This window comes from Flavisolibacter ginsenosidimutans (assembly GCF_007970805.1).
Classification (GTDB): domain Bacteria; phylum Bacteroidota; class Bacteroidia; order Chitinophagales; family Chitinophagaceae; genus Flavisolibacter; species Flavisolibacter ginsenosidimutans.
In genome coordinates, this window is the sequence record NZ_CP042433.1 from 4,795,832 (window position 1) to 4,821,194 (window position 25,363).

A 25,363-nucleotide genomic window follows, 5' to 3' on the forward strand; every position below is an offset into this window, starting at 1 on the left:
TGCGTAAACAAGGCTTTAAAAATTCTCTATTCGTTTAAAGTGCTTTAGTGTTTAAGGTTTCACCCAGCCATTTAAAAAATTCCCGCTGCCACACAAGCGCATTTTGCGGTTTCAACACCCAATGGTTTTCATCGGGAAAATAAAGCAGCTTGCTCTTTAAGCCTCTTGCCTGGGCCGCGTAAAAAGCCTGCAAGCCTTGTTCAATGGGCACACGGTAATCTTTGCCGCCCTGCACAATCATAATTGGTGCGTTCCATTTGTCAACGTAATTAATTGGATTGAATTCGTTGTAAGATTTTTGTGCGGTTTTGTTGGCTTTGTCCCAATACGGTCCGCCAAATTCCCAATTCGTAAACCACAATTCTTCCGTGGTGCCGCTCATGCTGCGTGTGTCAAACACACCGTCGTGTGCAATGAAAGTTTTAAAGCGATTGTTGTGAATGCCGGCTAAATAAAAAACCGAATAGCCGCCGTACGATGCACCCACACAACCGCGCCGCGACGTGTCAACGTAACGTTCTTTGCTTACGGCATCAATGGCGCTTAAATAATCCTTCATTACTTGCCCGCCCCAGTCTTTGCTGATTTCTTCGTTCCAACTGCTACCATGACCATACATACCTCTACGATTGGGTGCAACAACAATGTAACCGTTTGCTGCCATCAACTGAAAGTTCCAGCGGAAGGAATAGGATTGCGTAAGCGGTGATTGCGGTCCGCCCTGGCAATACAAAAGCGTGGGATATTTTTTGGAAGGATCAAAGTTCGGCGGATAGATAACCCATACCGTCATTTGTTTGTTGTCGGTTGTTGCAACGTTGCGCTTCTCTACTTTGCTCAACGCAATGTTTTTGTACACGTCATCATTCACGTGTGTGAGTTGTTTCATGTTGCCGGTCGTTGCATCAACAGCGTAGAGTTCTGCCGCGTGGTTCATGTCGGTGCGGCTCACAATCAATGTGTTTCCAGCCTGCGCAACAATGTCGGCAACGTCAAAATCGCCTCTGGTAATTTGACGAATGACAGGCTTCGTAAAAACATTGTCAATACGGAAAAGATGTTTAGCTCCTTCAATCGCTGCCTCGAAAAAAATTGTGTTGCCGTCATCGCTCCACTTAAATGCATCAACTGAATTGTCCCACGAAGCGGTGAGGTTGACGATGCCTTTTCCCGTCTTTACAACAACGTCTTGTTTGTCGGCTTCGTAACCTTCTCGCTTCATACTTAACCAGGCCAGCGCACCTTTCGATGAAAAGGACGGATTGATATCATAACCCATCATGCCTCCCGAAAGATTTGTTGTTTTACCACTTGCAATATCATACTGAAAAATATCGGTGTTGGTGCTGTTGGCGTACTTTGTTCCGTACGACGGCTTCGTTACATAAATCACTGTCTTACCATCAGGCGACCAGATAAAATCTTCGTCCCCGCCAAAAGGTTTTTGCGGACAATCGTAAGGCAATCCTTCCATAATGTCTTTGCCTTCACCAGAAGGTTTTTCGTTCACAACCGGTTGAACAAAAACATGGCCGTATGCACCGTCTTCCCATTCGTCCCAATGGCGATAACCCAAGCCATCATATATCTGCACATTCGACTTCTGCAAATCGGGATAAAAGTCTTTGCCGTACACCTTTTTCAGTTTTACTTCTTTCGATGTGATCATCCATTTGCCGTCAGGTGAAAGCCGTGTGTTTGTAACCAATGAATCGCCTGAAGGAATTTCTTTCACTTCGTTGTTTGAAAGATTGAGCAGGTAAGTTTTTCGGCTGCTTTTGTTTTCGTCTGCATTGGGTGTACCCACAGTATAAACCAAGCCGCTTTTGTCTTTGGTAAGTCCCACCCCCGCAACGCGGCCGATTTTCCACAAAAGCTCCGGTGTCATGCGGTCCTGTGCCTGCAATAAAATAACCAATGAAACAAAAAGAAAAGACAGTGCTGTTTTTTTCATGGGAGAAAATTAAACATTTAAGCAACTGCATTCACGGGAGAGAGTTGGTATAATAACAAAGGCAGCCATGCCGGCTGCCTTTGTTGCGTTTTTAAATTCGAATCGTAGCCTTCAGGGTCTTGTGTCTCTTACGGTTGTACGTTCGGTTGTGACGGTATCACGGTTCTTGTTTCCGCTTAACAAAGCCACTAACAAAAGGATGAAAATTGCGGCGCCAATTACCCACACCCAGGGTTGCGTGTACCACGTGGTGCTGCTGTCGCCGCTAACGTGTATGTTGGTTGTTTTGGTAGTGGAAGAAGAACCGGATGTGCTGTTGCCGTCTGTTTGATCTTGCGCCCACAAAGCAAAAGAAACCGTGAAGGCAAAAAAGAAGAACGACAGACGGAGCCAAATTTGTTTTAAGGGTTTCATACGTTTTAATTTAGAGTATTGAGGAAACATTTGTGCCGCACAAACCCGCGGCCGCAACTGCTGATTAAGGCTCAACGGCGTCCCAGGGCGTAAGGGGTGTGCCGGCAGGATCGGCGCCGTTCTCCCTGGCCTTTGCTTCTTCAACATCCGAACGCAATTCGGGATTTTCTAATTCATTTACCGGCGGCGTCATGCCCACACGAACGCTGCGAATTTCTTCTTCGGTAATCACGTGGTTTTTGTCTTCCAAATGCCGGCGCACAATTTTTTGTGTGTCGCTTTCAAACTGGTCGGCGGTTCTATTTTCCTGCTCTCTGTTATTGCCCGGTGTATTGCTCATACAAAGGATCTTTTTGTTTAGTTGTACGAATGCTGTGCCAAACAGCCGGGCTGAACCTGATCAGCAATGTGTGTAATGTTGTGGTTGTTTTCTGTTCGAAACGGTAAAACTTTTACACAGATATTTATTTATTCAGCTGCTTTCTACAAAATCATCAACATTGGTTTGGCAGGAAAGTTGAAATAAATTCTTCTCATTTTAAACAAAGGGAGGAACGTATGGCAACACAAGGAGATACCATTAAAACGGTACGTACGGGCAACAAAAACCCGCAACACAAGGAAGGACCCGTAGCAAGTGCAATCGAAGAACAAACGGCCAAACTGCCATCGGATTTGTTTCTGTGGCTGGGCATTGGCTCCATGGTCGCTTCGGCTGCTTTCCAAATTGCCGGGCAAAAAAAAGTGAGCAATTTCATTGGTCACTGGCCGGTAAATTTTTTGGTGCTGGGCTTGTACAACAAGCTGGTGAAACTGGAAGGGCACGATTGAGTGAAGCCGATGACGGATGACGGATGACAGTACCGATTAAATACAGTCATCTGTCATCTATCATCGTTCTCTCTTATACTTCCAAAATAAAATACGGCTGCGTATAACCTTCTTTCAGCAAGATGTGTTTGGCAACGTTGTAAACCTTTACGCCGTTTGCCGTTTTTCCTTCCATCTTTCCGGCGTGCGCATGGCCGTGAAAAGCTGCGATCACTTTTTTTCTTTCCAGTGGCTCGGCTAATCGTGATGAGCCCAAAAAGGGGTAAATAACTTCGGGCTCGCCGCGCACCGTTTCGCTAACGGGAGAATAATGCAGCACGGCAATTTTTTTTATTCCCTCATTCTCTTGTTCCAATCTTGCCAAGGCTCTTTCAAGATGCAATGCTTCATCAACGGCTTCCTGTACAAAAGCTTTCATGGCGCCTTCACCAAACATGGAAAGCATGTGGTTGTCGAAGCCGCCGCCAAAGCCTTTTACGCCGGCAAAGCCGATGCCCTTTATTACGATGCATTCGCCGTCAAGAATGTGCACGTTATCGCTTTGCAGGATTTTGCGAATGAGTTTGTGCCGCCCTTTTTCAAAGTCGTGGTTGCCCAAAACGCAAATGACGGGTATTGTGCAGGCTTTTAATTCATCGCACAGAATCTGCGCTTCCATTTCGTCGCCGGTATCGGTTAAATCGCCGCAAATGAGAAGCACGTCCGCTTTGCGGGAAACCTCTTTAAAATAATCCGTCCATTTGCCTTTGTCGGTTTCGCGAACGTGAACATCGGCCACAGCAGCAATGCGCACTTTGTTGCTGGTGTTTGTTTCGTTTTGTTGGGAATTATTTTCCATCATCGTTACTTGTTCTTCTGCCGGAACTTGGGTTTGTGGCCGCGTAGAAAATCAAACCATAGATTTTTAAATCGTCATTATTGTGTAGGATTTATAATTCCAGTCCTTGATGTCCACTTCGTATTGCGTGTTGTCAATGACAGGTCCGCGGCAAACTTTTTCAAAAGGCGGCGGAAGCTCGTATTGGTCCTGTGCCCGTTGAATGAGTTCGTGAAAAAGCCAGTCGGGAATAATGTTGCGGTACTCCGATGGATAAACAAATTGAAATTGCAGGATTTGCATCAGCAGCAAATGCCAGTGCGGATCAATGCGGTTGAGCAGCCGTTTCCAATTCAGTTGCCCGCCCTTTTTCAAAAGAATGTGATTGATGTCCGAACCGTCGTAGCGTTCCCGGTTCTGCACGTAAAGCTTGCACCATACCAATTCTTCGGCCGGAATAATTTTCACCGGCACGCCGTACACGTCTGTGCAGGATGCGTGCTCAAACCAGGCATCGTCAACGGTGCAAATGTTGTTAACCGTGTTAAAGATGACGTCAATGTAATGTCCGTCGCGGTGAATTTTTGCCAGCCACCGCACGTCATAGACTTGCGTTTCGTAGCCGTAACCGGCAAACAATTTCAGAATTTTCGGGTAGTCAACAGGTTTGCAGAAAACATCCATGTCCTTCATGTCGCGAATAATGCCCGTGTAGTGATAAAGGGCAAAGCCGCCACCCAACATAAAAGGAATTTTGTGTTGGGTTAAAAGCTCCAGCGATGATTTGTAAAACTCCTGCGCCTCAATTCTTGGCTCTACAACTTTCAGCATAAAAATGGTTAAGGATGAAAGGTTCTATGTCTGCTGAAAGTGTATAAAGAAATGTGCCAATCCGGAAGAAGAGTAAGCGGGAAAAGCAATTCGGCAATTGGAGAAACAAGCAAGTCTTTATATCCAAATTCTTTTCCTAAAACCCAATTCCCGTTAACCTTACCTTGTCTTCTCAATGATGCCGTAAAACGAAATGGCCTGGCGGTTGTTGCTGGTAACCTGCAGCGTGGCGTAGCCGTTTGTGGAAACAGAATAAATTAATTGATTGATGTCTTTTACATCGGTTGGTTTGATCAGCAGTTCCCAACCGCCTTTGCCTTTTTCTTTCAGGCGGTATTCAAATTTTGTGGACGTGAATGAAATGCCACCACCGTTGGTATAGCCTGCCTGGTAGGCGCGGCCAAAGTAGGGGAGGTAAGTGCTGATGGAATCGTTCAACACCTTCATGTCAAAGCCGGACGTGAGCTGTATCACTGTGCCTTGCAGCGGCCACGCCGACTGAGCTTTAAAGACGAACGTCTTTGCGTTGAGTAGATTTTTTAAGACGGCTTCGTTTGTTTCCTGCGCTTTTATCGTGTTGAAGCAACATGCACTCAGCAAGAGCAACAATAGGGTATTGAATCTAAGTTTCCGCTTCATCCGTTACGATCGTTTGTGTGTTACGAAGTTAGCCAAATGCAGTACCGGTGACGCTTTGATACGACAAGATTAACAGCATAAAAAGGTTAAATGACCAATGCGCAGCAAGTCTTTTCGTTCGCAGCTGCGATTAATGGCTGGTATTTGTCTGCGCAGTTCTTCATCATGGTTGTCTTGTTTCCTTGTGGGTCTTTGCGGCAATAAAAAAGAGTTCCGGTGTGTGGAACTCTTTGCAAAAAAAGAATATGGTAGGTTAATAGCTGTCTCTGAATCCGCCGCCACCACGGTTGCCGCCACCATAGCCACCGCCACGGTTGCCGCCGCCGTAACCGCCGCCGCCTTTTTTGAAGCCGCCACCACCGCCGAAGCTTTTCTTTTTGAAACCGCCCTCGCCGCCTTCTTTCGGACGGGACTCATTCACTACCAGGTTGCGGCCATCTACTTCGCTGCCATTTAATTGTGCGATGGCTGCTTGCGCCTGCTCATCGTTTGGCATGTCAACAAAGCCAAAGCCTTTGCTGCGCTGCGTGAATTTGTCCATAACAATTTTGGCAGATGCCACTTCTCCATAAGGAGCGAATAAGTCGGCCAAGTCCTGATCTTTCAGGCCCCAACTTAAGTTTCCAACATAAATGTTCATTTTGAGAAAATTTAAAAAACAAAAAGAGTGTTTACAGCTGACAAGAAACAAGGAACGGCGAGTTCAATGGGCCTGTGAAACTGAAAGAACACGAAATACATAACGAATATAAAGATTTTCAATTCGGATTTCCAAAAAGAAAGGCTGCCTTTCTGAAAAGACAGCCTTGTGGAAAAGTTGAACCGGTTCGGTTAACCTTACTGTTTAATTACTTTCATGGTTTGAACGTTGCCGGCGCCGTCATCAAAGCGCATTAAGTACATGCCTTTTTGGAGTTTTGACATGTCTATCAATGTTTGCGTGCTTCCGGTGGCGGGACGCAGGGTTGAAAGAATACGGCCATCAACACTGCTAAGCGTCAGGGTTGTTGATTTAGCCGCTACCGGGTGTTGGAACGTAAGTTGGCTGATCACCGGCTGCGGGAAAGCGTTTATCACGATTGATTCCACTCCGTTTACAATGCGGGCAATGTTGCTGTACTTATACTGACCATCGTTGTCAACATTCTTAATGCGATAGAAGGCAATGCTGCCTGCACTCAGGTCTAAGTAAGAGTAGTTTGTTGTTTTGTTCACGCCAACGGAAGCAATGGATGCATAGCTACGGCCGTCAATGCTTCTTTCTACTTCGTAGTGATTCACATTGTCTTCACCGGCTACTCTCCAACTGAGCTGAATTCCACTTGCATTTTTGCTGGCACCGAAGCTCATAAAGGTTACGGGTAAGGGGGCGTTGGCAATAGTGCCGTTTGTTCTGAAATCGTCGAATGTGGTAATGTCACTGCCCCTTCCTGTTCCTGTGTTAGCTACAAGCGTAAAAGTAAACCGGTATTTGCCTCCGGCAGGAAAGCCCGGCAGGGCAGTAATGCCTTTTGATTCGCACAGCGTGGCGTTGCCATTAACATCATAAGCTGGTCCATAGGTTCCATAATTGATATTGGTAATTTGTCCCGTGTTTGTAGAAACATATGAGACGGTTACGATAACATTACCAATTAGTGCGGTTCCGGATAAGATAAAACCGAATTGAACGTTGTTGTCAACATTGCTTAGTTGATAAGTGGGCGTCGTGATGGTGTAATTGGTAGATCCTATGACCTTTGATTTTTCCAAGTCTCCTGCCGTTGGACCTTGTTTCACCAAACTAAAATCGCCGGTAAAACCGCCAGTACCACCGCCCGTGTTATTAAAATTTTCGACAATAGGGCCGCATTGGCCAAACGATTTGGCACTGGCCAGGAGAAAGAAACTTGCAAAAGCTACCGAGGCCAATTTGGCAAAAGAGTAAATTTTTTTCATGATTAACGTTTAAAAGGTGATTAAGTTTTCGCCTTCATGGAGATGGACCTCGGTTAATCAGAAGAATTGGAAATCAGCAGCGGTGTGAGCAGAGGGATGAATCAAAAACTGTTCCCTTTGGGTTTAACGGATAAAAGGAGGGTAAGACGGGACAAAGATGTACAAAAATTTGAGAAAACAAAAGTCCACACGTTTTTGTGTGGACTTTTTGTAAATAAAAATTGTGGCAGCTATTCAGCAACTACTTCCAATTCAATTTCAGCATTCTGGCCATTGCCAAAATCAACGGTTGCTTTGTACATACCCAATTCTTTAATCTCGTCGTTGACCGTGATTTTTTTGCGGTCAATGTCGTAACCTTTTTGATCGCGGATGGCACGGCTGATTTGCAATGCTGTAACGCTTCCAAAGATTTTACCGCTGGTGCCTGTTTTGGCGCCAACGCGAACAGGCGCTTCTTTTAGCTTGCTGATAACGCTGTTGATTTGTGCCAGCATCGCATCTTCTTTCTTCTTTGCTACTTTCAGTCTTTCTTCCAGTTGTTTTTTATTGGAAGCACTGGCTTCAACGGCAAAACCTTGCGGAATTAAGAAATTGCGGGCATAACCGTTGCGCACTTTCACCAGTTCATTTTTACCACCCAGGTTGTCTACGTCTTGAATTAAAATGATATCCATTGTTGTTTGTTTTAGCCAATCCGCGTTGCGCCGGACTGTCCTCTCCGGTAGGCTTACCGGAGGTTAGGTTAAAAATTATTTCATCAGGTCCGTTACGTAAGGCAATAGCGCCATCTGGCGGGCCTTTTTAATGGCATCGGAAACTTTGCGCTGATACTTTAGCGAGTTGCCGGTAATGCGGCGCGGCAACATTTTGCCCTGCTCGTTCAAAAACTTTTTCAGGAACTCGACGTCTTTGTAATCAATGTACCTGATGCCGTATTTTTTGAAGCGGCAAAACTTTTTGGGGCGCTTCTCCTGCTTAATGGCGGTCAGGTACTTAATTTCATTTGCTCTAGCCATTTTTCACCTCCTCCAGTTTTTCGGTTCCGGTTGGTACGCCACTTCTCTTTTTTGCGTTGTACTCAACGGCGTATTTGTCGAGTTTTGTGATCATGTGACGCAGCACGCTTTCGTCACGCAGAAGCTGGATCTTCAGCTTCTCATTGAAGTCGGATGACGCCTGATACTCAGTAACCCAGTACAAGCCTGTGGTCTTTTTTTGTATCGGGTACGCCAGTGATTTTAGGCCCCACGCATTTTCCGCTACAATCTGGCCGCCGTTTTCGGTTACCAGCGCAGCAAATTTGCGTTGTTCGTTCTTGAACTCGTCGTCGCTCAGAACGGGGGTAAAAATCACCATCAATTCGTAATTGTTCATTACCCTGTTTTTTGGTTAAAAAATAAAATTGGAGCGCAAAGATAGGGTTATGGGCAAGATTTGACGCTTTGCCAACTTCGATTTTCCGCAGACAGGTGTTAAAATCCTGAACGGCTGCATTTGCCAAAACGCAGCGGCATTAGAAAATAAACGGCGCCGTCCAAAATTGACAGCGCCGTTTTATCTGAAAAGTTCCCTTATTGCTTTACAAAATATTGCTGGAGACGCACAGGGCCGTTAATTTTTAGGATGTAAAATCCTGGCGTCAAATTATTTGCCGGAAGCGATTCAGTGCTTGAGCCTTCGGCAATAATCGTTGTTCGCAAATTAATTGTGCGGCCATCCGCGCCGACTACTTGAACGGTATATTTCCCTGCCGGAACGTTACTTAACTGCAGCACAGCTTCATTGCCTTTGAGCGGATTTGGATAAACCAGCAGACTGGGTACAATGCCCGAAGGATTGAGCTTTAAAATATTGCTGAAGAATGTTTTACCACTGGTTTCTGTGGAGCGTATGCGGTAAAAATTCGCTCCTCTTGCGGGAGCCGCATCCACCACAAAATAATCGGCCTGATTCGCACGGTTGCTTGTTGGATTAATTTTAGTCAGCGCCACAAAGTCGCTGCCGTTTGCCGAACGTTCTACCGTATAATCCTTGATTTCCGATTCGGTTAAATTGCTCCACGAAACGTAAATAACTCCGGCTTTTTGGACCGCTTTCAGGTTGGCAAATTTCACCGGTAACGGTGCGCCGGCCGCGCTGTTGCGCAAGGCTATGTTGGCGTTGCTTACCGTTACAAAATCTGCTGAATTGTTGTTTGTGTCTGTGCCATCGGGGCTGCGTTTAAGACCGCCGTTTGTAGGTGGGGCAGGAGCCGCAGTCGTTTCCGTGTACGTTCCTGCTCCTGTGATTGAACCATAGCCAACGGCGTCAATAACGGTGTTGTCGCTCAATCTTACCAATGCAATTTGTCCGCTCGCTGCTGCCATTCCTGCTGTGAATGCCCCATCTCTGGCTAAATTATTCGTAGTCCCAACGGTAACATTTGCATTGGGTGATAGGAGCCAATAATGGTTCGGTAAAAGTGTGCCGCTCAACGTTCCAAGTGAGGATGTAGAACTTCCTGACCCTGCCTGATAGCGAATAGCAAAACCGGATAAATCAATATTGTTGTTTGTTTTGTTTATTAGCTCAATGTACTCGTCGGAGGCACCGCTATACTGTGGGCTCAATTGATTAATCAAGACATCTCCCGGCCCGGCTTGTGTGTTTGGTGTTGTACTCACTTCTACGCCGGAGCTCCAGGCCGTTCCTTTACGCGTAAAAATTTTGAAGTAATAAAGCGTGCCGTTTGTGAGGCCTGTTACTGTTTGTGGACTTACAGTCCCTTTATAAACCACATAGCCGCCGCCAAATGCGGTTCCTGCACCAAAAGTGTTGGATGCTGTGTAAGCCGAGCCATCACCCGAAGGCGTCGCCGTTACAGAAGCAGAAGCCTTTGCTACGATCATCACGTCGTCAAAACAAGCAGTTGGATTTATCCAATTTACTGTTGCTTGTGTGTTTCCCGTAATGGCGCTTGTTGCCGTAACGTTCTTTGCGCCGTTCACAATTTCAAAGGCGTTGCTGCTTGTGCCGGTAACAGCAGGCGCGGTTGCATCTACCCGAATTTTATAGCCAGTGCCGCTTGCTGTGCCGGCAGGAATGGAAATGTTGATATTGCCGGCTGGATCTGTGCCGTTTACCGTAATTGAGCCAACGGAAACCGGCGCCGCAAAACTTCCCGATGCATCACTCAGGTAAGCAGTGAATGTGGTGTTATACGTTCCGGTGGCAGAATAAGCTACTGTTCCGGTGCCTGCTGTTGAAGCATCAATGCAAAAAGGCGACGTTGAAACTGCGCCTGTGGTAATGGAGTTTACCGTGCCGCCGTTGGCCGTAATTGAAATATCGTCAATGGCCAGACCGGGACTTGTTGTCCCTGCCTTTGTCCATCGAAGCCAAATAGTGCTGTTGTCGGCAACGGAAGTGCTTACTGTGCCAGAGATGGCCGCCCGATTGGCCGCAGCATTTCCATCCAATGGGCCTGCGGTACCGGTAAGCGGCGCTGTAAAATCCAAAGAAGTAACAGGCGTCCACGTTGCCGTTGTACTGGTAACACTAGTTGCGTCGGTAGAGTATTCAAAGGCTAATTTTTGTGCATTTGCGGTTTGCCGCCATTCCTCACCAGTAAAGGCGATTGTAAATGATGAAACGGCGGCTCCTGTGCTGTTTTTAATTTGAACGCCAAACCGAAAATTGGTAGTTCCGCTTGACAAAAGGCCTAATGCTCTATCGGTAACATCACCCGGTGCGGAAGACGGACCGTAGCTGTATAAAGCACCCGTGTTGCCGCCACCGCTTTCAGCCCGGTAGGTTGTTTGAGTAGAGTACCAGCCTGTAATAGTTGAATTGTCCGCCCAAGCATTTGCTGTGCCGGTTTGAGCTAGCGAATTAAAGTTTTGCGTGTACGCCGATCCTGTAGAATTGATAACAACCTGTGATCTGGAAAATTGAAAAACAAATAATAGCGATAGAAGGCTACATAGCTTTCTCATAAGCAGAAGGTTTTAAAATGAGTAATAAAGGTTTTGGTTTTCTAAATCGGAGAGTGGACGGCCGCTTTCAAAGGGAGCTCATCAGAAGCGTTGTAAATCTAAACTTATTTTAAAATGATAAAAACAGGGTTGAGAAAATTTTTTTGGAGACCTTTTACACAAACAAAATGCATTGCTGTAAACTGTCTGGCCATGTTGGTGCAGCATAAAAAATATCGCGTTATTTTATCTGAAGCCCGCAACCGGAAGCCTGGTTTTTGAAAGCTTACAGAAAAGAAAAAGCCGGCTCTTGGCCGGCTTTATAAAAAAGAGAATGCCGTTATTGAACAATCAACTTTTCAGTATAGCCATCGTTTGCACTGACAAACTTCAGCAGGTACAAACCTTTGGGCAGTCCGGCAACTGAAACGCGGTTCGTGCCGTTGGAAAGTGTGGTTGTTTTAATCAACTTACCCGAAGCGTTCACCAGTTGCAGGATCAGTGATTGCGGTACTCCTGATACATTTACAACGACATGATCGCTTGCCGGATTGGGTGAAACAAAAACAGTAAACGCTTTGGCGAAATTAATTTTAACGACATTGGAATATTCAAATTTGTTATCGTTGTCCACCAACTTCAGCCTGTAATAATTGTTACCCGTTGCCGGTTGCGCATCCACAAAATTGTAGCTTGTTGGAGCACTTGAATTGCCACGTGCCGTAACGCTGCCAAGGCTCTTAAAGTTTACACCGTCAACCGAACGCTCAACCACGAAATCTTTTGCATTGATCTCTTGTGACGTTACCCAATTGAGTTTGGCCGATGTTCCCTGTTTTTCACCGGTAAATGAGGACAATTTAACCGGCAGCACAAAGCCGTTGTTGTCGTTTCTCGTGTACCAGATCGGCGCCGTTACAATGCGGCTTGTACTGTTGGTAGCGCTGTTGAAATTAGAGATGTCAATGTAATAGTAACCCGTAGCAAGATTGGCAAGACCGTTGTCAATGTAATTGTACGTGTTACCGATAACAGAATCAATCTGCACCGGTAGAATGCCGCTTCCTGGCTGACCGTACATTAAACGGATCACGGCGTTTGATGTAGTTGTTGTCGCATCCGTTAACGTCGCCAAAATAGCTGGTGCGTAACGGTCGGTAACAACGCTTCCCATACTGAATGTGTTAATGCTGAAATCAACTTTCGAATCGCAGTCCTGCGTTGCATAAAAATGCATGTTGCGCATGGCATATACCAGATCGGCTTTTGTGAGCGCAGGCGCCACAACCGCTGTTCTTGAATACGTGGTATGCCCAAACGTTGTTTTGTGATTGTCATGATCGATGACCGGCCCCAGATGGTAACCTTTTGCCAACAAGGTTTGATAGTACCACAAATAACTCATAGACGAACCCGGATTGGAGTACGTCGTGTTGGTAGAAGACGCGGGACCGCTTTCAACGGCCGTAGCCGTGATGGCGCTGTCGGCAACTGCATTGTAGGGTGAATTCGCCAGGTTGTTGTAATCGGTGAGGTTTGGATGCGCCAACGACGCAAACGTATTGGTTGCAACGTTGTCATTGATCGTTTTGAATAAACCATTTGCACCGGTGTAATCGTTCTTGGCCACGTAAACATCGTAGTTGTTTGTCGGTCCCCATTCACCGCTGCCGCTTTCCCATCCAAACAAACTGTTCATGCCGTTGCCGTAAACTACCACGTGGCCACCGCCCGAAATAACGCCCCACTCCATGCCGTACAAAGCAAGGAAAGAAGGATGCGCTGCGGAAAAATTCGTGGCCTCAGTCAACCCCTGATGATACGTGCTGATTTTGTTGCCCGGGTTATCTGGAGAAGAGAAGTGATTGTGTTCCGATATGCCAAGATAATCCATGCACTGTGCCGTCATTGCATAGTTGTAATCATCGGTAGGTGTATAGCCCGGATTGTCCTGGTTGCCGTCTGAATAATCGGAGTGGGAATGCAACGTGCCAAAGTAATAATTGTAGGTTACTGCGTTAGACGTGGTAATGCTGCCGGTAAGCGGCAAAGTCGTCAAGTATTTTGTTCCGCCGGAACAATTTTTATTGGCAGCGAAAACAAAGTAATAATAAGTAACACCGGGTGTTAAGCCGGTATTCAGGAAGGTGTTGTTTCCTGAATTGGCAACCACAACACCACCGCCGATATTGTCCCCAATAACGTAATCAGTGTTATCGGAAGGAGTGGCAGAGAGCGTAGCCGCTGTGCTTCTTACAACCAAATAATCATCTGCACCCATGCCCGAAGCGTACGTACCTGAAACGGCCGTATTTGACGTTCTCAAAAACAGATTGGAAGGCTGAGCACCCGGTGTTACGCACGGAGGCAGGGGCTGTGTAGCAGTTGATGCTGTTAATGGCGATGCGCTGTTAAAAGCAGGGCCGTTTACACAGGCTTGTGCGTTGGCACTAAAGACAAAAAAGTAATAGGTTGTATTGGGCGAAAGATTCGATGCGGTAAACGAAGTTGCGCCGCTTCTTTGCACCACAATTCCATTGCCCAATACTTCGCCAGTACTATAAGCATGACCGTCAACGGGTGCATTGCTCAGTGTTGCGCTTGTGGAGCGAACAACCAAAAATTCGCTGGCTGTATTGGCGGTAAAAGAACCTTGAATGCTGTTGGTTGTCGTTGTGCTAAACGTCAGGTTCGTTGGCTGATCGGTCGGTGCTGCACAAGGCGGTAAACCGGCTGTAGTGGAGGCTTGTCCGGTTAAAATAGTCGAAGTATTGTACAATGGACCACCTGTGCAAACAGCGTTTGCCGCAAATATAAAAAAGTAGTATTGTGTAGAAGCAGACAAGCCTGTTGCGGTAAAACTCGTTCCGTTGGATTTTGCCACTACTGTTCCGTCCCCAACGTTATCCCCAACGTTGTAGATACTTCCGTTCACTGGATTTGAGGTGAGCGAATTGTTTGTACTGGCAATGACAAGATATTGGTCTGCCGCAGGGCTGGCAGCCGTAAAACTGCCGGCAATGCTTACATCGGTAATGGTTCCGAATGTTAGCGACGTGGGCGCACCGGTTGGCGCTACGCAAGGAGTCGTTGCAACAGCGGTTATTGTAATGTTGTCAATGCTAAGTTTTGGACGGGAGCCCGTCGTGCCACCCGTGCCGTTGTAAAAGTAGAACCGGAGTCTTGCCGTAGCACTGTTGTTAAACGATGCGGGCAAGACAATGTTCGTTTTGGAGCCGCTGATCGGTGCGTTGTTTGTAAAGTTTAAAACGTTGGTGACTTCTGAGAAATTTACCCCGTCGGTAGTTGCATAAACCCGAAGCGAAGCGTTGCGGTTGCCGGTTGAATTGTTCAGCGATTGATAATCGAAGCTTAAGGTTCCGGCATTGACACCTGTAAAGTTAAGGTATAAATCAAATGCCGTTGATGTCGTATTGTCTGTGGCTCCGGTTGATAACAATACGATGGACTGCGACGGATTTGTTTGTTGGTCTGTTCCTCTTTGCACGCCGCTACCCGAAAGGTTGGTTTGAAAAACGGTATTGGCTGTTATGTTGCCCGGGTCGTAGATAGCATTTGTATTTGTACTAATGGCCTGCGCAAAATGTTCGGCACCAATACCGCCGGCAAAAAAGTCTCCCCAGTTGGCAATGTCCGTAAAGGTTTCCGTATATGTAAAGTTGGGTTGAGACGACATTACTACTGGCTGCGTTGCGATGGTAAAGGCTTGTTGTGCGCCATAAGATGTTCCAGCACTCGTGGTAACGTAAGCACGGTAATAATACCTGCGGTTTGGTTGAAGGCCCGTGAGCTGCGCACTGAAATTTCCACCCGATAAATTTGTTGCCTGCAATTGTGTTCCTGATCCGGTTGGGAAATTGGCGGTAATGCTGTATTCAAAACCATAAGCTGTAACCGCGCTGCACCCGGTACTTGTGATCGAGCCGTTCATGGTAGCGCTTGTGCCCGAAACATTATTGCTGCCGGTACTTGCAGCAGCGGGTGTATTAATTCCGCTTCCCGTTACAGGTTCGTTGATGGCCGTTGCACCTCCACCGCTTACCGGAATACTGCCGTTATAAGACTGAACCGCCGTCGGCGTGAACTCTACATAAATTGGCTTTGCCGAGAAACCGCTGCCTGTGTATGTGAAACTGATTGAACTGGTGTAAGGCCCGCCACTGGTTTCCGAGAAGCTAAAGCCGGTCAAAGGGCCAACAGTAATTGCGGTGCCGTCAAGATTAGAACCATCCAACGTAAAACTGTTTGGTCCTCCGGTATTGTTTATACAAACGTTTCCAAAATCCGCCAGGGCCGAAGCGCTGATAGCCGGTACGCCGGCCGCGGCTCTATTCACAACAACGGTATATGTTTTTATCGTTGTCCCGTTTTGTGCTGTTACGTCTACATTGATGGTGTTGTTGCCGACGATCAGGGAAATTGGTGTTGACGCTGTCCCGCTGGCAACGGTTGTGCCGTTGACTTTTATTGTTGCGTTTGCGTCGGCAGCGGTTGGCGTTACTGTAATAGAGGTTGTGCTATTGCTAACCGAAGCTGTGTAGGATGTAGTGGCAGATGCAAACGGAGGCGCGAGTGTGCCTGTACTTAAAACCAAGTTGGAAAGATCAGCATTGACTGATGCAACGAGTGTAGGCGTAATGGTAATGTCATCAATTGCTAAACCCGGACTTGTGCTTCCGGTTTTTGTCCAGCGCAGCCATATTTCCTGTCCAGCTGCAAGCGAAATTGGCAGGTTGCCGCTGATCGCAACCTGATTAGCCGCCACGTTACCGTCCAACGCACCTGCTGTGCCGGTCTTAGGCGCGGTAAAATTAAAGGCAGTGTTGGCCGTCCAGGTTCCTGTGGTTAGTGATGTGGCACCGATTTGATAGTCGAAGACAAGCACGTGTGCGTTCGTGGTTTGTCGCCATTGCTCACCAGTAAAACTGATGGCTAGATTGGAAATTGCAAACCCGGTATTGTTCACAATGCGAACGCCAATGTTGACGGTTGTCGTTGAACCGGATGTCAAAGCTCCCAAAGCTCTTTCATTTGTAGCCGATGCTCCATAACTGTACAAAGCACCGGTGGTACTGCCTCCGTTGTCACCAATATAAGCAACACGATTGGTGTACCATCCAACGATTGTGGAGTTGTCCGTCCAGGTGTTCGTGCCCGAGTTGGCGAGCGAATTAAAATTCTGTGTGTAGGACGCCGAAGACGTAAGCGAGACTTGTGAAAAAGCCCTGCTGCTTAACGTTAGAAGCGCCAGCAACAAAAAGAATAGTGTAGATGATTTTCTCATACCGCGTGTTTGTGTGTAATAGATGAGGAATTATAAAGAGGTGTTTGGGGTTTGAAAGCTGCAGCAACGGTGATAGACTTTCCGCTTATTGACAACGAAGACGTGCATTACAAAAATTCCTTGCATAGGTTGCTTGTAATAAAGTTTGCAAAGGCCGGCGTAGGGAGGAAAGGTTTTTACAAAGGAGAGAGGAAATGCGAAAATCAAATATAGCGGAAAATGCAAGCCCCAAGCGGGTTTGCGCATTAATTAATTGCAACCGGACACATAATTTTTTCCGTTGAATTGTAAAGCCTTTTTACACAACATTAAAGGCTTGATCTTAGATCCAGAACTTTTAGCTGCAGGTTTTTTTCGCCGTTGAATTCATTTTCGTCAATCTTAAAAACAAGGTCAAACGGGTGGTTCGAAAGAAGCAACGGCATCTTGTCGGCCATATTAAAACCAATGCCGGTAAATGTGTGGTGGCCTTGCCTGACTACGAACCGCAGATGCACGTCTTTTACAATTTTGCTCCAGCCCGTATTCGTTACGTTGCGGGCACAAAAAGTAGGTGACATGTTCTCGGGGCCAAAGGGTTCCATCTGGCAAAGAATGTCGTAAAATGATTTTTTGATGTCGGTAAAATTGATCTCGGCATCAATCACAATTTCGGGAACCAACAGATCAGGGTGAATGGTGGCCTCAACTACCTCTTCAAACTTTCGCGAAAAGTCATCCACCTTGCCGGCTTCCATCGTCATTCCTGCGGCGTAAAAATGGCCGCCGTAGCCAAGCAGTAAATCTTTGCATTGGTGAATGGCCTCGTACACATTAAAGCCCGAAACGCTGCGGGCGGAACCGGCCACATAATCGCCACTCTGCGTGAGTACAATGGTGGGACGATAGTAATGATCAATCAATCTTGACGCAACAATGCCGACAACGCCTTTGTGCCAGTGCGGTTGGTAAAGCACGGTACTTTTTCGTTTGATTAAAACTTCATCGTTAAGCAAGGTCAGTGCTTCTTCGGTGATGTTGGTATCGGCTTCGCGGCGGTTGGTATTGTCGTCGTTCAATTGTTCGGCCCAGTTCAACGCTTCTTCATAGGTTTCCGATACAAACATCAGCACTGCTTTGCGGGCATCATCCATACGGCCAGCCGCATTTACCCGCGGCGCAATAACGAAGACCAAATTGGTGATGTGAAATTCTTTTTTAAAGGCACTCAAAAAGCCCAATGCCTTTATGCCGAAGTTTGGATCACGGTTGGCTTTCTGCAAACCATAATAAGCCAGAATGCGGTTTTCGCCGGTAATTGGAACAATGTCCGCCGCAATGGCCGTTGCCACCAAGTCCAAATACTTATGCGGAGTGTCATCGGGCAGATGCAAAGCCTTGCACAGCGCCGTAATTAGTTTGTAGCCCACGCCGCAACCGCACAATTCTTTGTAAGGGTAAGCGCAATCCTTTTGCTTTGGATTGAGAATAGCTACCGCAGGCGGCAACACGTCATCGGGCAAGTGGTGATCGCAAACGATGAAGTCAACGCATAGTTCTTTTGCGTAAGCAATTAACTCGACCGACTTGATGCCGCAGTCGAGCGAAACAATCAGGTTGTATTTGTTGTCGGCGGCAAAATCAATTCCTGCTTTGCTTACGCCGTAGCCTTCGCGGTAGCGGTGCGGAATGTAAAATTCGGTTTGCGGATGGATGCTTTTCAGGAACTGGTAAAGGCAAGCGACGGCCGTTGTTCCGTCCACGTCGTAATCGCCAAAGACCAAAATTTTTTCTCCTTGTTCAAAGGCGTGAAGAATTCGATCAACGGCCCTTTGCATGTCCTTCATTAAAAACGGATCGTGCAAATCGGACAATTGCGGCCGGAAAAATCTTTTAGCCGCTTCGTAGGTTTCGATGCCACGCTGAACGAGGATATTGCAAAGCACGGGATGAACCTTTAGCTCTTTGAAAAGAGCCGCTGCCTTGTCTTTATTAGCCGTTTGCAATCGCCAGCGTTTTTCCCGCATGAATTAATATTTTCGGTCGGTTACAAAATTCACCAGTTCTTCAAAACCATCCCGGATTGGTGAAGGCGGAAAGCCGTGCAGGATCGTTAAGGCCTGCTGCTTAAACTCGTTCATTTTGCCAACGGTGTAATCAATGCCACCCGATTTTCGCACCACCTCGGCAACGTAAGCAATTTTTGATTTGCGTGTGTTCTCGTTTTTTACAATGTAAATCAGTTCGCGCCGGGTTTGCTTGTCAATCTTGTTAAGTGTGTAAATCAAAGGCAAGGTTAGTTTTTTTTCTTTGATGTCATTGCCCGTTGGTTTGCCGATGTTGTTTGAAGTGTAATCAAACAGATCGTCTTTGATTTGAAAGGCCATTCCGACCTTTTCGCCAAAAGCCTTCATTTTTTCAGTGAGTTCAACGTTTCCTGACACCGACCAGGCCCCGGCCCCGCAGGCCGAAGAAAGCAGGGAGGCCGTTTTGTTTTTGATGATCTCAAAATAAGTTTCCTCGTCAATGTTCAAGGAACGGGACTTTTCCATTTGCAACAGTTCGCCTTCGCTCATGCAGCGCACGGCTTCGGACAAAATTTTGAGGATTTCAAAGTCATTGTTGTCCAACGAAAGCAACAGTCCTTTGGCCAGCAAGTAATCACCGATGAGTACCGAGGCTTTATTTTTCCACAAAGCATACACCGAAAAAAAGCCTCTGCGTTCCAGCGAATCATCTACTACATCATCGTGTACAAGTGTAGCCGTATGCAAGAGCTCAACCAGTGATGCGGCGCGGTAAGTTGAGTCGTTGACCTGGCCGCAAAGTTTGGCCGATAAAAACACAAACATCGGCCGTATCTGCTTTCCCTTGCGCTTAACCACATACCCCATAATGCGGTCAAGCATTGAAACACGACTCTTCGCAGCATCTTTAAATTTCTTCTCGAAAAGGGCTAATTCTGCTTCAATTAGACTGAGGGGTAATTTCATGTATAACACCAAAAGTAATTATGGACGGAACAACATTGTAAACGATGGTACAAGAATTGCAATTTTGCGCTGGCAAGAGATGAAATTGACGTGGTTTACAAAGCGCTTTGAAAGAAAGAAGAATTTGGTAGTTCTATGTCAATTTATATTTTTGCCGGAGATTAGGACATTGTTTTTAAAATTTAATCAATAGTTATGGCAAGCAAAAAGTACTCTTTTATAGCAGGTGTGTTATGCCTGTTAGTCTCCACCGGGTTCGCCCAGAAAACATCCCCCAGCGGCTCGGGTTACGACGTTACTGATTCATCTGTTATTCCCACTAGATCTCTACCGCAGCAACAGGAATTCATGCAAGGCACGTACAACTACCCGGCAAAGCCTCGTAACATGTGGGAAGTTGGTATAAAAGGCGGTTCGTTTATGGTAAGTGGCGACGTTCCCGCTAAATTTCCCGGTATCGGTTTTGGTGCGCACATCAGAAAAGCATTGGGTTATGTTTTCTCGCTGCGCTTAGAGTACATGTATGCCATCGGCAAGGGTTTGAACTGGAACTCTTCTACAAACTTTGGCAACAACCCAGCTTGGATTAACACCGGTTATGTGCGCAACGGTACCAACAAAGTTTTTTATAACTACAGAACCAACGTTCAGGACCTGGCTTTGGAAGGTTTGGTTACTTTGAACAACATCCGCTTTCACAAAGCAAAATCGGGCATTAGCATTTACGGTCTTGCAGGCATTGGCGCCACTACGTATGATACGAAAGTGAATGCACTGGATGCCAACGGAAAAACGTATCAAGCTCTTTTCAATGGCATTACCAACGCGAACAATTACAAAGACAGAAAGAACGTAAAAGACCAGCTGAAAAACGGCATGGACGATACGTATGAAACGCCTGCTGAAAATGACGGCGCTCGTCGTCCAAAATTGTTCGGTAGAACTTTGTTGCCGGTTGGACACGTTGGTGCTGGCGTTGCGTTCAAACTGAGCAACCGCATTAATCTTGCATTGGAAGAGCGTTATACCATTACACGTTCTGATTTGCTTGACGGGCAGCGTTGGGCAGAACAGACTACAGGTCAACCTGTACTTACCAGCGACTACGACAGTTACAACTACTTAACGCTTGGTTTAAACTTCAACATCGGTGCAAAAGCTGTTGAACCGTTGTGGTGGTTAAACCCGCTGGATTATGCTTACCAGGAAATTCGCAAGCCTCGCTTGATGATTCTTCCAAAGCCTGTGTTACCTGATACAGACGGCGACGGCGTAACAGACCAGTTTGACCAGGAAGTAACACCGCAAGGTTGCCCGGTTGATGCGCACGGTGTAAGCCTTGATACAGACGGCGACGGCGTTCCCGATTGCCGCGATAAAGAGAAAATCACCCCGACGGCTTGCCAGCCAGTAGATGCTGACGGCGTAGGCAAATGCCCGGTTGCGTGCCCTGATTCAACTTGTCCAGGATGGAACAAACCTGCCGATTGTGCCGCTGCTTTGGGTAGCTTGCCAAGCCTGACATTCAAAGGCAGTGCAAAAACCCTGAATAACGATCAACGCAGCATGTTGGCCGGTGTTGCTGCTACGCTGCGCAACAATCCCAACTGCCGCATCAACATCCTTGATTATTGCACTGGCAACAAATCGAAGATGGGTGTTGGCCAAAGCAGGGCAGAAGCTGTAAGAAGCTACCTTGTAGAAAGAGAAGGCATCAGCGCTGACCGCATCACGATTATGACCGGTCAGGAAGGTGGCGAGTGCGGAACGATAGACATTAAAGGCGCACAATAATAGATTCACCGTTATAAGTTTAAAACCGCTCTGTATTTACAGAGCGGTTTTTTTATTGCCTACTTTAGCCTAATCTTAACGGCTCAGCGCGGCAGCTTTGAAGGATTTACCAAATATTTGCGGCCAACCTATTAATTTTGCCCCTCTTTATGAAGTTTTCTCTTGCCTGTTTCGCCGTTCTTATCTTGGCCGGTTGCAGTTCGCTCAACAAGGTTTTGAAAAACCCCGATCCGCACTATAAACTCCGGATGGCCGAGCAATACTATGCGAAGAAGAAATATTCTCAGGCACAACAGGTTTACGAAGACATCATGCCTTATTTCCGCGGCCAGCCTGAATTTGAGGATATCTTTTATAAATATGCTTACACAGCATACTACGAGAAAGATTACATGAACGCCGAAAACCTGTTTAAAAATTACCTTGAGGTATTTTCAAATGGGCCACGTTCGGAGGAGATAGATTACATGCGGGCCTATACCTTTTTTAAACAATCGCCCAAGGCAGCATTGGATCAAACGCCAACCCTGAAAGCGATCGGTATGTTTCAAACCTTCATCAACACGCATCTGGGCTCGGCACGAAACAAAGATGCAACCGCTATTATTGACCAACTGCGGGAAAAATTGGAAGTTAAAGACCGCAACGCAGCCCAACTTTATTACGACATTGGCCAGTTCCGTGCCGCTGCCGTAGCTTTCAACACCATGCTGAACCAATACGCCGATACGCCAAACGCCGATCAGTATAAGCTAATGGCCATTAAATCATATTTTCGCTTTGCAGAATTGAGCGTGGAAGACAAGAAAGCAGAGCGTTTTGAAAAAGTAATTGAAGAAGCCAATGACTTTATGGACCGCTTTCCCGAAAGTCCTTTGGCGAAAGAAGTAAAAGAGTACGTAACAAAATCGCAAAACAATTTAAAAATTTATACAAATGAGCCTGCTAAGACGACAACTTAGTACCATTACTACCAATAACATTGAGACTCGTGACGTAAACGAGCTTAAAGGTAAAACCGGTAACACTTACGAGTCCATTGCGGTAATTGCCAAACGGGCAAACCAGATTAATATTTCCCTTAAGGAAGAGTTGCACAACAAGCTTGAAGAGTTTGCCTCGCACACCGACTCCCTGGAAGAAATTCACGAGAACAAGGAGCAAATTGAAATTTCAAGGGCTTACGAACGCATGCCTAACCCGGCTTTGCTGGCAACGTCTGAATTTATGGAAGGCAAAGTTTATTACCGCAAAAACGAAGACGCAGACCTTTTTAGCTAAGGGTGTAAAAGAATTAAGAAAAAGAGAGGCGGCTGTTTCAAGCGCCTCTCTTTTCGTTTTGTACTCTCTTTGCGCCAGCGCAGTATCTTGTGCGGGCAAAAGAAAAATTTCACCGTTCTTTCTCCTTTATTCTCTTCGCATGAAAGGAAAAAAAATTGTTCTGGGTATAACCGGTAGCATTGCGGCTTACAAGTTGCCTTTGCTTGTGCGACTATTTGTAAAAGCCGGTGCGGATGTAAAAGTTGTGATGACGCCGGCGGCCACCGATTTTGTTTCGAAGTTGGTGCTGGCAACGCTTTCAAAGAACGAAGTACAGGTTGATCTTTTTAAGGAAGATACCTGGGCCAATCATGTGCAATTGGGCCGATGGGCCGATGCAATGTTGATTGCGCCGCTCAGTTGCAACACGCTAAGCAAGATGGCCTGCGGCACCTGCGACAATCTTTTGCTGGCTTCTTATCTGTCCGCAACCTGCCCGGTCATTGTTGCACCGGCCATGGACGAAGACATGTGGCATCATCCTGCTACAAAGGCTAATTTGAAAACGATAGAAGCGGCCGGATGTACAATTATCCCTGTTGGTTTCGGCGAGCTGGCAAGCGGCTTAATCGGCGATGGTCGCATGGCTGAACCCGAAGACATTTTTAATTTCCTGCAAACCTTCTTTGCCAAACAAAATAGCCTGAAGGGGAAAAAAGCATTAGTGACGGCTGGTCCCACATACGAAGCCATTGATCCGGTACGTTTTATTGGCAATCATTCCTCAGGCAAAATGGGAATTGCGATTGCCGAAGAATTGCAGCGAAGAGGCGCCGAAGTAACGCTGGTTTACGGTCCGGTTTCCGCTTCGGTAAAGAACAACGGCATTCATTGTATTTCCGTTACATCGGCCGAAGAAATGTATCAAGCCTGCAGTGCGGTTAACTACGACATAGCAGTGATGGCTGCTGCTGTAGCCGACTATACACCGGTCAAGGTGTCCGATAAAAAAATTAAAAAAAGCGACGGAGTGCTAAACTTGACATTAAAACGCACAAAGGATATTTTAGCTTCGTTGGGCAGTACAAAACGCAACGAGCAAACACTTGTTGGCTTTGCGCTTGAGACGGACAACGAAAAAGAAAGCGCCTTAAGAAAACTGAAAGAAAAAAATGCCGATCTGATTGTGCTGAATTCACTTCGCGACGAAGGCGCTGGCTTTGGGCACGACACCAATAAAGCAACGTTTTACTTTCGCGATGGCTGCCAGAAAAGCTTGTCGCTCAAAAGCAAAGCCGCGCTGGCTACGGATCTTGTTGACACAATAACCGAAATGATAAAATGAGAACTTTTTTTATTCTTGTTGTCTTTTTCATTACCCGAATTGCCAATGCGCAGGAATTGCAGGCAAAATTTACCGTGCTTGCCAACCGGGTTAGTTCGCAGGTGGATAAGAAGACCTTTCAAACCCTGCAAACCACGCTGACCAATTTTGTGAATAACCGCAAGTGGACGCCGGATGCCTTTCAGCCACAGGAAAAGATCCGCTGCAATTTTTTGCTCAACATCGAACAGGAATTGGGCAACAATCAGTACAAGGCTACGCTAACGGTGCAAGCGGCGCGGCCCGCCTTCAACAGCAATTATTTTTCGCCCATTATAAATTTTCAGGACAACGAAGTGGTGTTTCAATACATCGAATTTCAGCCGGTGGAATTTAACGAGAACCGTGTGCAAGGCAATGATGCAATGATGGCAAACCTACCCGCGGTGATTGCTTATTACGTGAACCTGGTGGTGGGGATGGATTACGATTCGTTTGGGTTGCGCGGCGGCGATCCTTATTTTCAAAAGGCGCAATATATTGTAAACAACGCACCCGAAGGCGGCCAAATCAGCGGCTGGAAAGCCTTTGACGGCTTGCGCAACCGCTACAAACTAATTGAAGGTTTGGTGGACAGTCGTTATGCCTTGATGCACGATGCCATTTACGCTTATTATCGCGGCGGCCTTGATAATTTTTTCGATAAAGAAAAAGAAGCCCGCCTCAGCATCTTCAACGCGTTGAATTATTTGAACACCGTGAACCGCGAAAATCCCAACTCCATGATCCTCCAGTTTTTCTTTCAGGGCAAGGGAAATGAATTGGTAAAAGTGTTCAGTAAAGCTGAAGGCGACCTGAAAACGCAAGCAAGAGATCTGCTGGTAAAACTTGACGTTACCAATACTAATCTTTACAAAGAACTCCGGTAAATGCGCTTTCTTTTCCTCTCTCTCTTTTTTCTTTTTTCTTGTTCGGGTGAAGTGCCAAAAGGTGTGCTGCCGCCGAAAAAGATGGAAGCCGTTTTGTACGATGTGATTCGCGCCGACGAGTGGGTTGATTTTGCCAGCCTGCAGGATTCAACCTTTCGGAAGTTTTCGAAGCGAACGGCTTTATACGATTCTGTTTTCCGCCTTCATTCCATCAGCAAAGACGACTACCGCAAAAGCATGTCCTTTTACCAAGGCCGTCCCGATCTTTTGAAAGAAATTCTTGGTTCGCTGAAAGCCAAATCCGACACAGCTTTAAAGCGATTGAACGACACAACGAAACATCTGTAACAATCATCTCCGTATTTCGAAAACAAGTCATTCGTCTAATTGCCTTTTGAA

The 25,363-nt window shown here is 46.5% G+C and carries 22 protein-coding genes; 7 read left to right on the plus strand and 15 right to left on the minus strand.

Annotation, left to right across the window (positions count from 1 at the left end):
• Positions 1–34: 34 nt before the first annotated feature.
• The 3 genes from FSB75_RS20385 to FSB75_RS20395 all read right to left on the minus strand — a co-directional run bounded on the left by FSB75_RS20385 (position 35) and on the right by FSB75_RS20395 (position 2,708).
• On the minus strand, positions 35–1,954 hold the full coding sequence (locus tag FSB75_RS20385) for a S9 family peptidase (RefSeq protein WP_146791237.1): 1,920 nt from the start codon (positions 1,952–1,954) through the stop codon (positions 35–37).
• 111 nt (positions 1,955–2,065) lie between these two features.
• Positions 2,066–2,368 (minus strand): hypothetical protein, encoded by a 303-nt coding sequence (locus FSB75_RS20390; protein ID WP_146791239.1) that lies wholly within the window; start codon positions 2,366–2,368, stop codon positions 2,066–2,068.
• Between the two features lie 64 nt (positions 2,369–2,432).
• The gene (locus FSB75_RS20395; RefSeq protein ID WP_146791241.1) at positions 2,433–2,708 is read right to left on the minus strand and encodes a hypothetical protein; all 276 of its coding nucleotides are present in this window, start codon (positions 2,706–2,708) and stop codon (positions 2,433–2,435) included.
• A 218-nt stretch (positions 2,709–2,926) separates the two neighbouring features.
• Between FSB75_RS20395 and FSB75_RS20400 the strand changes: the two genes are divergently transcribed.
• On the plus strand, positions 2,927–3,199 hold the full coding sequence (locus FSB75_RS20400; RefSeq protein ID WP_146791243.1) for a hypothetical protein: 273 nt from the start codon (positions 2,927–2,929) through the stop codon (positions 3,197–3,199).
• 73 nt (positions 3,200–3,272) lie between these two features.
• On the opposite strand, the gene FSB75_RS20405 is transcribed toward FSB75_RS20400, so the two are convergent.
• The 12 genes from FSB75_RS20405 to FSB75_RS20460 form a co-directional block, all read right to left on the minus strand.
• Complete coding sequence (locus FSB75_RS20405) at positions 3,273–4,040, minus strand: metallophosphoesterase family protein (protein ID WP_227990677.1); 768 nt, start codon at positions 4,038–4,040, stop codon at positions 3,273–3,275.
• A 63-nt stretch (positions 4,041–4,103) separates the two neighbouring features.
• Positions 4,104–4,847: a nucleotidyltransferase domain-containing protein gene (locus FSB75_RS20410; protein WP_146791245.1), complete on the minus strand. Its 744-nt coding sequence runs from the start codon at positions 4,845–4,847 to the stop codon at positions 4,104–4,106.
• Between the two features lie 159 nt (positions 4,848–5,006).
• The gene (locus FSB75_RS20415; protein WP_146791247.1) at positions 5,007–5,486 is read right to left on the minus strand and encodes a DUF4251 domain-containing protein; all 480 of its coding nucleotides are present in this window, start codon (positions 5,484–5,486) and stop codon (positions 5,007–5,009) included.
• Between the two features lie 253 nt (positions 5,487–5,739).
• Positions 5,740–6,126 (minus strand): RNA recognition motif domain-containing protein, encoded by a 387-nt coding sequence (locus tag FSB75_RS20420; RefSeq protein WP_146791249.1) that lies wholly within the window; start codon positions 6,124–6,126, stop codon positions 5,740–5,742.
• Positions 6,127–6,323: 197 nt separating this feature from the next.
• Entirely contained in the window at positions 6,324–7,424 is a 1,101-nt protein-coding gene (locus FSB75_RS20425; protein WP_146791251.1) for a T9SS type A sorting domain-containing protein, read from the minus strand.
• Positions 7,425–7,654: 230 nt separating this feature from the next.
• Positions 7,655–8,101, minus strand: a complete 447-nt coding sequence (rplI, locus tag FSB75_RS20430; RefSeq protein ID WP_146791253.1) for a 50S ribosomal protein L9 — start codon at positions 8,099–8,101, stop codon at positions 7,655–7,657.
• Between the two features lie 75 nt (positions 8,102–8,176).
• Positions 8,177–8,443: a 30S ribosomal protein S18 gene (gene rpsR / locus FSB75_RS20435; protein ID WP_146791256.1), complete on the minus strand. Its 267-nt coding sequence runs from the start codon at positions 8,441–8,443 to the stop codon at positions 8,177–8,179.
• Positions 8,436–8,801, minus strand: a complete 366-nt coding sequence (gene rpsF, locus FSB75_RS20440) for a 30S ribosomal protein S6 (protein ID WP_146791258.1) — start codon at positions 8,799–8,801, stop codon at positions 8,436–8,438. Before rpsF ends, rpsR begins: the two co-directional genes overlap by 8 nt.
• Positions 8,802–8,998: 197 nt before the next feature.
• A complete protein-coding gene (locus tag FSB75_RS20445; RefSeq protein ID WP_146791260.1) occupies positions 8,999–11,401 on the minus strand; it encodes a lamin tail domain-containing protein in 2,403 nt (800 codons plus the stop codon).
• Between the two features lie 319 nt (positions 11,402–11,720).
• Positions 11,721–16,685: a cadherin-like beta sandwich domain-containing protein gene (locus tag FSB75_RS20450; RefSeq protein WP_146791262.1), complete on the minus strand. Its 4,965-nt coding sequence runs from the start codon at positions 16,683–16,685 to the stop codon at positions 11,721–11,723.
• 308 nt (positions 16,686–16,993) lie between these two features.
• A complete protein-coding gene (gene recJ, locus FSB75_RS20455; protein WP_146791264.1) occupies positions 16,994–18,691 on the minus strand; it encodes a single-stranded-DNA-specific exonuclease RecJ in 1,698 nt (565 codons plus the stop codon).
• Positions 18,692–18,694: 3 nt separating this feature from the next.
• Entirely contained in the window at positions 18,695–19,657 is a 963-nt protein-coding gene (locus FSB75_RS20460) for a polyprenyl synthetase family protein (protein WP_146791266.1), read from the minus strand.
• Between the two features lie 195 nt (positions 19,658–19,852).
• Here FSB75_RS20460 and FSB75_RS20465 point away from each other — a divergent pair, with 195 nt between their 5' ends.
• The 6 genes from FSB75_RS20465 (at position 19,853) to FSB75_RS20490 (ending at position 25,312) form a co-directional block, all read left to right on the plus strand.
• Positions 19,853–21,451, plus strand: coding sequence for an OmpA family protein (locus FSB75_RS20465; RefSeq protein ID WP_146791268.1), 1,599 nt, complete (start codon positions 19,853–19,855; stop codon positions 21,449–21,451).
• A 149-nt stretch (positions 21,452–21,600) separates the two neighbouring features.
• Positions 21,601–22,413: an outer membrane protein assembly factor BamD gene (locus tag FSB75_RS20470; RefSeq protein WP_146791270.1), complete on the plus strand. Its 813-nt coding sequence runs from the start codon at positions 21,601–21,603 to the stop codon at positions 22,411–22,413.
• Positions 22,388–22,732: a DNA-directed RNA polymerase subunit omega gene (locus FSB75_RS20475; protein ID WP_146791272.1), complete on the plus strand. Its 345-nt coding sequence runs from the start codon at positions 22,388–22,390 to the stop codon at positions 22,730–22,732. Before FSB75_RS20470 ends, FSB75_RS20475 begins: the two co-directional genes overlap by 26 nt.
• A gap of 139 nt (positions 22,733–22,871) precedes the next feature.
• The gene (coaBC, locus tag FSB75_RS20480) at positions 22,872–24,056 is read left to right on the plus strand and encodes a bifunctional phosphopantothenoylcysteine decarboxylase/phosphopantothenate--cysteine ligase CoaBC (RefSeq protein ID WP_146791274.1); all 1,185 of its coding nucleotides are present in this window, start codon (positions 22,872–22,874) and stop codon (positions 24,054–24,056) included.
• Positions 24,053–24,964 carry a type IX secretion system protein PorD gene (porD, locus tag FSB75_RS20485; protein ID WP_146791276.1) on the plus strand — a complete coding sequence of 304 codons (912 nt, stop codon included), beginning with the start codon at positions 24,053–24,055 and terminating at the stop codon, positions 24,962–24,964. Before coaBC ends, porD begins: the two co-directional genes overlap by 4 nt.
• A complete protein-coding gene (locus tag FSB75_RS20490; RefSeq protein ID WP_146791279.1) occupies positions 24,965–25,312 on the plus strand; it encodes a DUF4296 domain-containing protein in 348 nt (115 codons plus the stop codon).
• The last annotated feature ends 51 nt before the right edge of the window (positions 25,313–25,363 follow it).

Excerpts from the sequence above, each read along its gene's own strand:
- FSB75_RS20385 (WP_146791237.1), bottom strand. The coding sequence starts at position 1,954 with ATGAAAAAAACAGCACTGTCTTTTCTTTTTGTTTCATTGGTTATTTTA.
- FSB75_RS20390 (WP_146791239.1), bottom strand. The coding sequence starts at position 2,368 with ATGAAACCCTTAAAACAAATTTGGCTCCGTCTGTCGTTCTTCTTTTTT.
- FSB75_RS20395 (WP_146791241.1), bottom strand. The coding sequence starts at position 2,708 with ATGAGCAATACACCGGGCAATAACAGAGAGCAGGAAAATAGAACCGCC.
- FSB75_RS20400 (WP_146791243.1), top strand. The coding sequence starts at position 2,927 with ATGGCAACACAAGGAGATACCATTAAAACGGTACGTACGGGCAACAAA.
- FSB75_RS20405 (WP_227990677.1), bottom strand. The coding sequence starts at position 4,040 with ATGATGGAAAATAATTCCCAACAAAACGAAACAAACACCAGCAACAAA.
- FSB75_RS20410 (WP_146791245.1), bottom strand. The coding sequence starts at position 4,847 with ATGCTGAAAGTTGTAGAGCCAAGAATTGAGGCGCAGGAGTTTTACAAA.
- FSB75_RS20415 (WP_146791247.1), bottom strand. The coding sequence starts at position 5,486 with ATGAAGCGGAAACTTAGATTCAATACCCTATTGTTGCTCTTGCTGAGT.
- FSB75_RS20420 (WP_146791249.1), bottom strand. The coding sequence starts at position 6,126 with ATGAACATTTATGTTGGAAACTTAAGTTGGGGCCTGAAAGATCAGGAC.
- FSB75_RS20425 (WP_146791251.1), bottom strand. The coding sequence starts at position 7,424 with ATGAAAAAAATTTACTCTTTTGCCAAATTGGCCTCGGTAGCTTTTGCA.
- rplI (WP_146791253.1), bottom strand. The coding sequence starts at position 8,101 with ATGGATATCATTTTAATTCAAGACGTAGACAACCTGGGTGGTAAAAAT.
- rpsR (WP_146791256.1), bottom strand. The coding sequence starts at position 8,443 with ATGGCTAGAGCAAATGAAATTAAGTACCTGACCGCCATTAAGCAGGAG.
- rpsF (WP_146791258.1), bottom strand. The coding sequence starts at position 8,801 with ATGAACAATTACGAATTGATGGTGATTTTTACCCCCGTTCTGAGCGAC.
- FSB75_RS20445 (WP_146791260.1), bottom strand. The coding sequence starts at position 11,401 with ATGAGAAAGCTATGTAGCCTTCTATCGCTATTATTTGTTTTTCAATTT.
- FSB75_RS20450 (WP_146791262.1), bottom strand. The coding sequence starts at position 16,685 with ATGAGAAAATCATCTACACTATTCTTTTTGTTGCTGGCGCTTCTAACG.
- recJ (WP_146791264.1), bottom strand. The coding sequence starts at position 18,691 with ATGCGGGAAAAACGCTGGCGATTGCAAACGGCTAATAAAGACAAGGCA.
- FSB75_RS20460 (WP_146791266.1), bottom strand. The coding sequence starts at position 19,657 with ATGAAATTACCCCTCAGTCTAATTGAAGCAGAATTAGCCCTTTTCGAG.
- FSB75_RS20465 (WP_146791268.1), top strand. The coding sequence starts at position 19,853 with ATGGCAAGCAAAAAGTACTCTTTTATAGCAGGTGTGTTATGCCTGTTA.
- FSB75_RS20470 (WP_146791270.1), top strand. The coding sequence starts at position 21,601 with ATGAAGTTTTCTCTTGCCTGTTTCGCCGTTCTTATCTTGGCCGGTTGC.
- FSB75_RS20475 (WP_146791272.1), top strand. The coding sequence starts at position 22,388 with ATGAGCCTGCTAAGACGACAACTTAGTACCATTACTACCAATAACATT.
- coaBC (WP_146791274.1), top strand. The coding sequence starts at position 22,872 with ATGAAAGGAAAAAAAATTGTTCTGGGTATAACCGGTAGCATTGCGGCT.
- porD (WP_146791276.1), top strand. The coding sequence starts at position 24,053 with ATGAGAACTTTTTTTATTCTTGTTGTCTTTTTCATTACCCGAATTGCC.
- FSB75_RS20490 (WP_146791279.1), top strand. The coding sequence starts at position 24,965 with ATGCGCTTTCTTTTCCTCTCTCTCTTTTTTCTTTTTTCTTGTTCGGGT.